Below are 11546 nucleotides of genomic sequence, written 5' to 3'. Positions count from 1 at the left end.
GATTTCGTTCCCCATGGCCACACCGCGATTCTAGGACATGGCCCCGTGGCGCGTCGCCCCGGGGCTGGCCCAGGACGCCGAAGGGGCGACTTGGCGTCGAGAAACCATGCACCCGTGGGGTAGGAGGCCCCGGAGGTCACCGAGTGGCTCCTGGAGTCGAGGCTCGGCTCCATGCGAACACCTGCTCCGGGCCTGCAGCGGGTGGGGCGGGCCCGTGAGGAGCACGCATGGACGACAAGAAGAACGAGGCGAGCGGCGAGGAACTGGAGCAGCTGGGGCCATACAAGCTCCAGGATCAGGTGCCACAGTCCCCTGGCAGTCCGGGTGAGCTCTACCGGGCCACGCACGAAACGAGCGGGGCCACGGCCCTGGTGCTCAAGCCCTCCGAGGAGGACAAGGTCCCCGAGAAGGACTGGCGGGTGCTCCTCAGCGCCTCGGCCTCGGAGCGTTACGTCGCCATGCAGGTGGAGCAGACCCCCTGGGCCGTGGCTCCCGACAAGCAGCCGGTGGAGTCGCTGCTGTTCACTCTCGAGGATGTGCACGAGGGCGTACGGCACATGACTCGCGCCTTCGAGGGTCCCGAGGCGCCCCGCCCCCTCTGGCGCCAGGGGCTGCGCTTGGCGAGTGCCGCCGCGGTGTGCACCCTGATCTTCACGCTGCTGCGTCTGGCCTCCGGGTCTCCACCTCCGAGCGGCTCGGGGCCCGTGGTGGACTCCCCGCCCGTGCTCATCAGCGACAACGCACAGGATGCGGGCGGGACGCCGGATGAGCCTTTCGGCGGCAGTTTTCTCGCGGACACCGTGGACGCAGGGGAACTGGTGGTCGCCCGTCCGCTGCCGCGCGAGCCCCTGAAAGGTCAGAAGCGCCCTCCCTGCACCCGCTACGTCGAGGTGGAGATCAACGGAGGCTGCTGGGCGGAGCATGCGCTGAAGGCCCCGTGCCCGGACGTGCTCTACGAGTACGAGGACAAGTGCTACCTGGCCGCCTTCAGCGCGAAGCCACCGCCCCAGTCGGTCGGGCCGTAGCAGGAGCGCGAGGCGGGTGACCCTGGCGAGCTGGCGGAGCCGCGAACGTTCACGATGAACGGGATGCACGGCACGGTGAGGACCTGGAGAGCAAGCACGCATGACAACCACATCAAGGGTATTGTCTGCCTTCAGCAGGGCTTCCTTGTGAGCTTTGCTGCGCACACCCACGGCAAAGTTGTATCCGGCCCCGGTCATGGTGGCTGAAATGGCAACGGCGCGAGCCAGCCACGCTCGCGCCGCCCCGGACTTCGCGCCTGGATGACCCAGAGCGTCTCAACCGTCAGAAACCGTTGAAGTACGAAACGGAGTCGTGAGTGCTGTCCGCAGAATCCGTCTTGCGATTGGTGGCAAACCAGAGCTTGCCATCCGGGCCGACCGACACCGCTTCAATCTCGAACAGGTATGGGTACGCGCTGGAGGTGATTCGGAACGTCGTGCCGGGGTCGTTCGTGATGCTGCCCGTACGGGTCGAGGCGTCGCGGTAGACCAAGACGATGCTCACGTTGCCGCCGGTCGCGCCAGCCGCGCCCGCGGTCAGCGGGACGTAAATGTCATCACTGTACAGGCCCATGCCCTGAGAGATGTACGCGCTCGCATCGAGCGCGCTGCCATTGACCGTCGAGTGGGCGAGATCGAGCGAGAACGCCGAAGACACGCTGATGGTTCCGGTCGAGGCCGTCGCGCCGATGGAGCCCTTATAGAGGGAGGCGCCAGACTTGAAGATGAAGTTCACGATCGTGTTGTCGTGGGAGAGGATCTTCATGGCGCTCATCGCTTTGGCGGTACCGCCGAGGCTGATGGTGTAGTTGCCCGCCTTGTAGAAGGTGGCGCCTGAATACCGCAGCTTCACGACGGCATAGCTGTCGTTCTTCATCGTCGCGACGTACATGTAGGTCGTCGAATTGATGGTCGCGAGCACGATGTCGTTCGCATGTCCGAGGTAGGTCGCGTACGTCGTGCCGTCGTCACCATTCGTCATGAGCGTCGTCGACCCATCGGTCATGTTCGTCCGATAGATGACCTGCTTCGATTCATCGCTCATGATTTTGACGGTGTAGGCGTACGTCGAGCCCGTGGTGAACCCCTGGGTCACGGTGCAGCCGTTCCCGTTCGGCAAAGAAGCGACGACGTCGGTGTATGTATTGAAGTAGCCAGCCGATACAGCGCCCTGGGACGTTTGAAAGTCCGGGCTCGTGTCCTCCTCACCGACCGGAGCCTGGCCATCCATCGGATTGCCGCAACCGACCGCGAGAATGACAATGACGCTGGCGCAAAGGTTCTTCAGTTTGGACATGTTTTCTCACCCGCTCTACGAGTTATGTCGCCGGGTGAGATGTCCGAAATGTGTTCCCTGAAGCGTGCTGTCTTCAGGACTCACAGGTTTCGAGCACGGCAGTGCGAGCTTCTCTACGGCAGTACGGCGAAGCTCATCCCCGTCACGGACGCTTGACTCGGGGCTCATCGCCCGGAGGGGCACGTCTTTGCACCCGCCCTTTCGAGACGGGTCGCCCTTTCGGCCTCTGCCCTGAGACCTCCTCAGCCTGCGCTGGTTCTGGCTGAGAATCAACAGTGATGTGATAATTTTATTCTAAAGGCACAAAATGCCAGCGACGCATCGGCCCACTGCCTCACGAGCTGCGAGCGCTGGGCGCGACTGCCCATGGGTTTCCGAGTGTCGTTGCGAGGCCCGTGGCGACGACACCGCTCAGAAGCGCTGCAGGCCCCAGAGGTTGGACGCGTGAATGATCGCCGCGGGTGCCAGGCTCAGTGGCGGCTTGCATCTCGAAGGTGCCGACGGCCGGGCAGAACAAGCCGGTGAAGGATGTGGTGCTGAAACAGGTGTCGATCAGCGACACACAGCCGAAGTAATCCCAGGCGCTGGAGAGCTCCCGGGTGGGGAGATTTCTTTTTTTAAGGGTTATTTCGCTTTTTTTGGGACAACAGCCAGGACGGGCTCTCTATGAAGTGGGGAGAAGCTCTCCCTTCGAAAGGTGAACAGCTCAGGCGTTGCCCGTTCCCCCCCTTGCGCACGCCTGAGGGTTCAGAGGAAAAGACAATGACAAAGAATTCCGTGCGCAACGTACTGCTGGGAGCGGTCGGGGCCATCGGCCTCGTGGCTCCCACCGCCGCTCAGGCCTTCGCCTCGCCCCTCGTACGCGTGCCCTTCGTGGGCCGTGCCTATCAGACCGGCGCCAGCATCTGGGTGGGCACCTCGGCCACCTTCGGCGACTCCAGCACCGAGACGCTGACCCTGCGCGCCCGCGAGGCGACCGCCTGCGATACCTGCTGGGTGTCCACGGTGCAGATGACGTCCACGGGAACCGGAGCCGGCTTCCGCTCGTGGAAGGGCGTGGTCGAGGGACTGAAGGCGAACACCAAGTACCACTATGGAATCTTCGCCGCGGGCTACACCGGCGAGCGCGGTGGTTTCTATTTCACCACCGAGCCGGATGGACCGTCGCGCTTCAAGGTCGGCGCCGCGTCCTGCATGAGTGGCGCGAACCAGCCGAGCCAGCCCTCGTGGGACATCATGTACGAGCAACTCAACACGGGAGAGCCCAACCTCGTGCTGCTCGCGGGGGACAACATGTACACGCCCCGGGACGTGACCCTCACGAATGACGTCTACTGGTCCAAGTACTTCGAGCAGCGCGCGGTGCCGGAGTTCACGAACGTCTTCCGCGCCTTCCCGACGTTCGCCACCTGGGATGACCATGACTACGGTCCGAACGACGAGGATGGCACCTTCGCCCGGAAGGACATCGCCCGCGCGGCATACGCGTCCGTCTATCCCCACCCCCCGTTCGCCGGCGACGGCATCTACCACAAGTTCACCTGGGGCGGGGATGCGAGCGCCGTCGGCGGCGCGGAGTTCTTCATGATGGATGACCGCTGGGGACGCGACTGCCCCGTGCCGCTGCCCACGGGGTATGCGCCGAGCATGTACGGCGCGACGCAGTTCAGCTGGTTGAAGTCCTCGCTGCTGGCCTCGAAGGCGACCTTCAAGGTGATTGTGAATGGCTCCGTCCTGGGCAGCACGAGCACCGGCTGCTGGGGAACCCAGAGGAAGGCGCTCTTCGACTACATCACCGCGAACAAGATTGGCGGGGTGATCTTCGTGACGGGTGACATCCACCGGAGCGTGGTCTCCCAGCGCACGCCCACGGGGGGCTACCCGCTGTATGAGCTCACCTCTTCCGGCATTGGCGTCAACGCCGACCCGGCCGAGTACAGCTTCGGCATCATGGAGTTCGACACGACGCTGGCGGACCCCACCGTGACGTTCAAGGTCATCAACAACCCCCTGAAGGCCTCGACCATCACGGGCTCGGGAGTCACCGTCTCCACGACGGTCGTGAAGCGCTCGCAGCTGCAGAACTGAAGAGGGTTCACACGCGGGTGCCCGATGGCACCCGCGTGTGCGCCGCGTGAGTCAATTGTCGAAACCGGGGCCCTCCAGCGTCAGCTCCAGGTTCGATGCGGGCAGCTCCACCTCCACCTCTCGCGGCGGGTGGCCGAACTTCTCCACCCGCAGCCGGATGTGTCCTGGGAGCAGGCCCGACAGGGTGAAGCGGCCCTGGGCATCCGTGCGGACGCTGCCCACGCCCGTTTCCTCCCCCAGGAGGCCCACGTCCGCCTTGCCCACCGGCACGCCCCGCTCGTCCCGGACGCGGCCGGACAGCGTGAGGCCCTCGCGCAGCACCAGCCTGACGGGCTCGGACTCCTCGTCCCACGCCTCCACCGGGACGGGCTCGGACGGGAGGTAGCCCGGGGCACGCGCCCGCGCGAGGTAGCTGCCCGGAACGAGCCCCCCGAAGTAGACGCTGCCCCGGGTGCCCGTGCCTTCCTCCCGCACCGTCTCCCCGCGCCCCTCGCCCACCCCCGAGAGGGTGACAGACGCCTGCTCCACGAGCTCCCCGCGCTCGCCGAGCACCATCACGGTCACCGCCGCCGCGGGCGCCAGGGAGAGCTCCAGCGGCTCGGTCCGCGGCAGCCGGAGCTCCCGCCTCACGGGCAGGTACCCCGGGCGCTCGGCGCGCAGCTCATACGTGTCCTCCGCGAGCTCACGCACCTCGAAGCGTCCCTCCGCGCCCGCGCGCACCTCCGCCCCCCCGCTCAACCCGGGTCCCGTGAGGTGAATCCGCGCGCCCTCCAGCCCGAGCCCCTCGGGTCCCAGGATGCGGCCCGCCAGAACGAGCTCCGGCTGCAGCTCGACCTCGACCTGTGTCTCGGGGCCCGCCCCCACCTCGAGGTGGCGCTGCACGGCCCCATGGCCCGGCGCCCGGACGATGAGGGCATGGGTGCCCGCCGCCAGCGGAGCGGCCCGGAAGTGGCCCACGCCCTCCTCGCGCCAGAGGACCTCCGGTTCGGCCGGAGACTGGACGCTCGCGCCCTCGAGCGTCCGGCCCGAGCGTGCCTCCACCACCCGCACGCGGAGCCCACCCGCCGCCTCCAGCGAGATGAAGACCCCCGAGGTGTCCTCGAGCAGCGGCTCGATGGCCAGTTCGCCCACGCCCGTGGCGCTCTCGGCGAGCAGTTCGTTGCGTCCGCACTCGAGCCCCCCCAGCACGAAGCGCCCCGCGCTGTCGGCGCGCACGCCCGGCCCCCTCCCGCGCGACCACACCCGAGCCCCTGGAGCGGCAACGCCGCGCTCGAGCACCTGGCCCTCCACACGCACCGCGCAGGGCAGCATCACGGTCACGGGCTTGGACGCGGGAACGAGCAGCACCCGCTCGCCATGGGACGCCGCGCGGGCCCACACGCCATAGCGCACCTGGGGGAGCAGCCCGTCCACCTCGAAGGCGCCCGTCTCGTCGCTCTCCACCTCCCGCAGGCGCCACACGGGTGCGAGGCTCATCACGGTGACGCGGGCCCGGGCCACGGTCCCCTCCGCGTCCAGCACCTGGCCTTTCAGGCGCTCACCGTCCGTCACCACCAGGCGCACCTCGGATGGGCCCGCGGGCACGTCCAGGGCGAACGCGGCGGGCCGTCCTCCCACCTCGGCCAGCAGGTGGTAGCGGCCCTCGGGGACCTGAAGCATGAAGGCTCCGTCCGGGCCCGTGGTGGCGGTGGCTCGCGCGGGCGCCTCCAGCGCTTCCGCGGCCACGTACTGCTCCAGGCCCTCCCGCGTCTGCGCGGGCCCGGCCTCGAAGGCGAGCACCCGGGCGGCCACGGGCATCCCCCGGACATCCTGGACCCATCCGTGTAGCGAGGCGCTCGCGCTGACCGCCGGGTCCGCCGCGGAGGCGCCCGGGCCCGGCCCGGTGTCGGCGGTCCGGGCCTCCTCGGAGTCCCTTCGCCCCTCGGAGCCGCCGGTCACGGTGGCCACGAGGAGTGCCAGCAGCAGGAGCAATGCACCCCCCGCGACAAGCCGGTACCGCATCGGAAAATCTTCCTTCATGGCGCGTGCTCCCATGCTCTTCGGAGGGCGTGCGGGGTCGGGAATCCCAAAAAAATTGGATTCTTATTCTTTTTTGGGATTCCCGGGAAAAGCCTCCCTCCTAGGGATGGGAAGTACCCCTCCTGGAGGCCCACCATGAAGCCACTCCGCCGCCGCGCCTCTGGCGCGGCCCTCGCCCTCGCCGCTTGCCTCGGTGGCGCCCTCCCCGCCTGGGCCGCGACCCCGCTGCCGGTCTACGCGCCCAGCGGCGGGTTCGCCGACCCCTCCGTGGTCAGCGACAACGGCCAGTTCTACGGCATGTCGACCGGGAGCCTCGTCCCCTCGGCCCAGGGCGACTTCGCCTCCGGCCCGTGGGTGGCCGAGGGCCCGGCGCTCACCGTCAAGCCCTCCTGGGCCACGGGCAGCAGCATGTGGGCCCCGGACATCGAGCGGATCAGCGCGACCGAGTGGGTGCTCTACTTCGCCGCTCCGGTGGCCGGGTTGGACAGTGGCCAGCGCTGCATCGGGGCGGCCACCGCCAGTACGCCCCTGGGGCCCTTCACCCCGATTGGCGGCGGGCCGCTGGTCTGCCCGGGCCTGGCGGCCACCCCCACCGCGGACGACACCGTCCCGAACCGTCCCATCTCGACCGCCGGCGTCATCGACCCGTCCGGCTTCAAGGACAGCGACGGCGTGCGCTACCTGCTCTACAAGACGCAGCAGTTGCCGTCGTCGCTGCGCATCGTCCAGCTCAACGCGGCCGGCACCCACGTGTTCAGCGGTGCCACCAGCCGCCAGCTGAGCCGCTCGGACCGCATCGTGGAGAACCCCGTCATGGTGAAGCGCGGTGGGGCCTACGTCCTGTTCGCCTCGCGCGGCCCCTACAACCAGTGCAGCTACGAGACCATCTGGATGCGGGCCTCCAGCCTGGCGTCCAACGCCTTCAACACCGTCACGCAGAACACGCTGCTCACCCCCGCGAGCACGAGCGGGGTGTGCGGCCCCGGCGGCGGGGACATCGCGGCGGCGCTCGACGGCGGGCAGCGCATCTTCTTCCACGGCTGGCTGTGCGGCAGCACCCCCTGCCCGACCGGCTTCGACTCGCAGACCGACACCGGGGGTCGCCGGGGAATGTACGTCGGCGTGCTGGGCTGGAGCTCCACCAACGACCCGGTTGTCAATCTGTTCCTCAATCCGGGGGACTGACGCCAATCCGGGGACTGACACCTGGGACGAGGGGAAGCCATGAGAGACTTTGCGCTTGGGGTGAAGGGTGTTGGAGCTGCGCGCGCGAGCCGGTGGAGGCAGGTGCGCCTGGCTTTCGTGGCACTGCTCGGGCCGCTGGCACTCGGTGGCATCGGCCGTGGCAGCATCACCCCGGGCGAGAGGGCCGGGCAGGACGTCGGCAGGGCCGCGCACGAGGTGCACTCCCCGGCGCTCACGTCCGTGGAGCAGCTCGGCAAGAGCCTCTTCTTCGACACCCGGCTGTCCGAGCCGCCCGGGCAGTCGTGCGCCTCGTGCCATGGACCCGCGGCGGGCTGGACGGGCGCGGATGCCAACATCAACGCGCACGGGACCGTCTACGAAGGCGCCGTGCCAGGGCGGTTCGGCAACCGCAAGCCGCCCTCGGCCGCATACGCCACGCGCGCCCCCGTCCTCCACCTCATCGAGCCGCAGGGCAAGTTCCAAGGGGGCCGCTTCTCGGATGGCCGTGCCACCGGTGAGAAGCTGGGCAACCCCGCCGCGGACCAGGCCCAGGGGCCCTTCCTCAACCCCGTGGAGCAGAACAACCCCAGTGCCGCCTCCGTCGTCGCCAAGGTGTGCGCCGGGTCGTACGGGACGCTCTTCCGGGACGTCTACGGACAGGACAGCTGCGACGGCGCCAACGTGGACCGGGCCTATGACGACATCGCCCGCGCCATCGCGGCCTACGAGGGCTCCCGGGAGGTCAATGCCTTCTCCTCCAAGTACGACGCGTACCTGGCCGGGCGCGCCGAGCTGACGGCCGTGGAGAAGCAGGGGCTGAAGCTCTTCGAGGGCAAGGCGAAGTGCTCCCAGTGTCACCCGAGCCGGCCCGGCCCCAAGGGCGAGCCCCCCCTCTTCACCGATGACTCGTATGACAACCTGGGCCTGCCGCGGAACCTGGAGAACCCCTGGTACACCCCGACGGAGCTCAACCCGCTCGGCGCCGCCTGGGTGGACAACGGCCTGGGCGCCTTCCTGGCTCAGCGCCGGGACTTCCGGCCGTTCGCGCAAGCCAACCTCGGACTGCACAGGGTTCCCACCCTGCGCAACGTGGACAAGCGGCCCCGGCCCGACTTCGTGAAGGCCTACGGCCACAACGGCTACTTCAAGAGCCTCAAGTCCTTCGTCCACTTCTACAACACACGAGATGTGCTGCCCGTCTGCCCCACGGAGACCCCCGGCCCCTCCCGCGTCGACTGCTGGCCAGCGCCGGAGGTGAGGGTGAACGTCAACACGGAAGAGTTGGGAAGGCTTGGGCTCTCCGAGCAGGAGGAAGACGCGCTCGTTGCCTTCCTCGGGACCCTGTCGGATGGCTTTTCCCAGCCCTGAGGCAGCCGCTTTCCCAGGAGGGGCGCGGCAGGTGCCTGGCTCTCTTGGCTGGCTGTGGCGGCTTGAGCTTCAACACCCCGCGCTCTGGGGCGGCCGCTTGGGGTTTTGCTTCCGCCTTGATGGGGGTTCGATTCCCGCCGCTTCCATGCGGAGCAACCCGCCGCGCTGAGCTCGTCCAGAACCCGTGGGGAGGGGGCTGGGATAGGGTACGCGCCCCATGAACCTCCGAACCCTCACGCCCCTGCTCGTCTCGCTGGTGACGGGCGCTCCCGCGGTGGTGCTCGCGCAGTCCGCGGACAAGCCCGCCGCCGCCTCTCCCTCCACGGTGCAAGGCATTGCGCCGCTGCCTGGCCAGCCCAACCTCCTGGTCAGCGGCGTCCCCGCCATTCCTCCCGAGCTGCGCAAGCGCGTCCTGCAGTACCTCGAGGCGCGCTCGGCGAACCTCCTGGACGTGAGCCCGGACGGCAAGCAGGTGCTCATCTCCACCCGCTTCGCGGACACCAATCAGCTCCACGTGGTGGAGCAGCCGATGGGCGCCCGCTTCCAGCTCACCTTCACCCCCGAGCCCATCAACACCGCGCAATTCCTCCCCACCGACCCCAACGTCCTCTTCTTCCTGCAGGACGTGGGCGGGGGCGAGTTCTTCCAGGTGTTCCGCCTCGACCGGCGCAATGGCCGCTCGGAGCTGCTCACCGACGGCAAGAGCCGCCACGAGGTGCTCTCCACGTCCGATGACGGCAAGTGGCTCGCCTACGGGGGCACGGGCCGCAACGGCAAGGACACCGACGTCTACGTGGCGCCCACGGACAACCCCAAGCAGGCCCGCCGCGTCACCGAGGCCGAGGGCTCCTGGTACCCGGGCGAGTTCTCCCACGATGGCTCCAAGCTGCTCGTCACGCAGTTCCGCGCGGCGGATGACGCGGACCTGCACGTGGTGGACGTGAAGACGGGCGAGCGCCGCCAGCTCACCCCCAAGGAGGGCAAGGGCAGCATCAACGGCGCCGTGCTCACGCCGGACGGCAAGAGCGTCTACTTCGTCACCGACCGCTACGGCGACTTCGCCGAGCTCTACAAGCTGGACCTCGACAAGGCGCCCGCCACCGCCGCGCCCCCGTCCCTCACGAAGTCCATCCGCTGGGACGTGCAGAGCATCGCGCTGTCCCCGGACGGCAAGACGCTCGCCGTGACGACGAACGAGGACGGCTACGGCAAGCTGTACCTCCTGGACACCAGGCGCGGCTCGCTCACCCCGGTGGAGGTGCCCCGCGGCGTCCTCATGGGCCTGGGCTTCCCGCGCGGGCGCTCGGACCTGCTCACCTACTCGGTGACCACGTCGCGCTCTCCCGCGGACGTGTACCAGGTGGACCTGCGCACGAAGAAGAGCACCCGCTGGACGCGCTCGGAGGTGGGCGGCCTGGACACGAGCTCCTTCGTGGAGCCCGAGCTGGTGCACTACAAGTCCACCGACGGCGTGGAGGTGCCCGCGTTCCTCTACCTGCCGCGCGAGCGCAAGGGCAAGGTGCCCACGGTGATGCTCTTCCACGGCGGCCCCGAGGGGCAGAGCCGGCCCAACCTGAGCACCTTCACCCAATTCCTCGCGGTGGAGCTGGGCATGGCGGTGGTGGTGCCCAACGTGCGTGGCTCGGAGGGTTACGGCAAGGCGTACCGGGCCATGGATGACGGGGTGAAGCGCGAGCAGAGCCTCGCGGACATCGGCGCCACGCTGGACTTCATCGCCTCGCGCCCGGAGCTGGAGGCCTCGCGCGTGGGCGTCTACGGCGGCTCCTACGGCGGCTACATGGTGCTGGCCACCGCCGCCTTCTTCCCCGAGCGCATCAAGGCCGCGGTGGACGTGGTGGGCATCTCCTCGCTGCCCACGTTCCTGCAGAACACCCAGGCCTACCGCCGCGACCTGCGCCGCGCCGAGTACGGTGACGAGCGCCAGCCCGAGGTGCGCGCGGTGCAGGAGCGGATTTCCCCGCTCAACGCGGTGGAGCGCATCAAGGCCGCGCTCTTCGTGCAGCAGGGTGCCAATGACCCGCGCGTGCCCCAGTCCGAGGCGGAGCAGATCGTGAAGGCGGTGCGGGCGCGGGGCTCGGACGTCTGGTACGTGCTCGCGCTCGACGAGGGCCACGGCTTCGGCAAGAAGGCCAACCGGGACACCATCACCATGGAGACCGTGATGTTCCTGGAGAAGCACCTGGGCACGCCCGCTCCGGCGCCCGGCGACACGAAGTAGCTGTCTGGATTTACCGTCGGGAGCTTCCGGGCCCTCGGTGCTTTCCGGGGATGCGCGTCCGCATCACCCCGGGGTCCGAGGGCCCGGAGTGTTTCCGACAGGTGCCCTTTCGTGCATTGCGGCACGGTGTCCGAGCGGTCATTCATACGCCGCGCGTGGCTGCCAGGACGCCGAGCTTCCCACCCTTTGAGGCAGGCCGCGCTCACAGACGCTTCGACCGCTGTCTGTCTCGGGCGCAGTACCCACAGGAGGGAAAGCAATGCCAGCCATTCATGGTCTTCTGCCGCGTAACGGAGAGGGAACTCCGCTGGGACAGTTCGTCCCG

At 68.5% G+C, this 11546-nt stretch carries 7 protein-coding genes and 1 pseudogene; 5 read left to right on the top strand and 3 right to left on the bottom strand.

Annotated elements, in window-relative coordinates; translation table 11 throughout:
• Nucleotides 1-227 precede the first annotated feature (227 nt).
• Nucleotides 228-1025, top strand: a complete 798-nt coding sequence (locus tag ACJ8AN_RS38720) for a hypothetical protein (protein WP_407760646.1) — start codon at nucleotides 228-230, stop codon at nucleotides 1023-1025.
• 102 nt (nucleotides 1026-1127) lie between these two features.
• On the opposite strand, the pseudogene ACJ8AN_RS38715 reads toward ACJ8AN_RS38720, so the two are convergent.
• Both ACJ8AN_RS38715 and ACJ8AN_RS38710 read right to left on the bottom strand, forming a co-directional pair.
• A pseudogene (locus ACJ8AN_RS38715) lies at nucleotides 1128-1223 on the bottom strand (DUF6310 domain-containing protein); the annotation flags it as partial.
• Nucleotides 1224-1308: 85 nt separating this feature from the next.
• Complete coding sequence (locus tag ACJ8AN_RS38710) at nucleotides 1309-2322, bottom strand: hypothetical protein (RefSeq protein WP_407760645.1); 1014 nt, start codon at nucleotides 2320-2322, stop codon at nucleotides 1309-1311.
• Nucleotides 2323-3084: 762 nt separating this feature from the next.
• On the opposite strand from ACJ8AN_RS38710, the gene ACJ8AN_RS38705 reads away from it, so the two are divergent.
• Nucleotides 3085-4410 (top strand): alkaline phosphatase D family protein, encoded by a 1326-nt coding sequence (locus ACJ8AN_RS38705; RefSeq protein ID WP_407760644.1) that lies wholly within the window; start codon nucleotides 3085-3087, stop codon nucleotides 4408-4410.
• 51 nt (nucleotides 4411-4461) lie between these two features.
• Here ACJ8AN_RS38705 and ACJ8AN_RS38700 read toward each other — a convergent pair whose 3' ends face one another.
• Entirely contained in the window at nucleotides 4462-6429 is a 1968-nt protein-coding gene (locus ACJ8AN_RS38700) for a carboxypeptidase regulatory-like domain-containing protein (RefSeq protein WP_407760643.1), read from the bottom strand.
• A 135-nt stretch (nucleotides 6430-6564) separates the two neighbouring features.
• Here ACJ8AN_RS38700 and ACJ8AN_RS38695 point away from each other — a divergent pair, with 135 nt between their 5' ends.
• The 3 genes from ACJ8AN_RS38695 (at nucleotide 6565) to ACJ8AN_RS38685 (ending at nucleotide 11221) form a co-directional block, all read left to right on the top strand.
• Entirely contained in the window at nucleotides 6565-7614 is a 1050-nt protein-coding gene (locus ACJ8AN_RS38695; protein WP_407760642.1) for a glycoside hydrolase family 43 protein, read from the top strand.
• A 102-nt stretch (nucleotides 7615-7716) separates the two neighbouring features.
• On the top strand, nucleotides 7717-8982 hold the full coding sequence (locus ACJ8AN_RS38690; RefSeq protein ID WP_407760641.1) for a cytochrome-c peroxidase: 1266 nt from the start codon (nucleotides 7717-7719) through the stop codon (nucleotides 8980-8982).
• Nucleotides 8983-9199: 217 nt separating this feature from the next.
• Nucleotides 9200-11221 carry a S9 family peptidase gene (locus ACJ8AN_RS38685; RefSeq protein ID WP_407760640.1) on the top strand — a complete coding sequence of 674 codons (2022 nt, stop codon included), beginning with the start codon at nucleotides 9200-9202 and terminating at the stop codon, nucleotides 11219-11221.
• Nucleotides 11222-11546 lie beyond the last annotated feature (325 nt).

This window comes from Archangium sp. (genome assembly GCF_045802675.1).
Classification (GTDB): Bacteria; Myxococcota; Myxococcia; order Myxococcales; family Myxococcaceae; genus Archangium.
The sequence above is the reverse complement of the archived record's forward strand: the minus strand, read 5'-3'. Positions and strand labels throughout refer to the sequence as shown.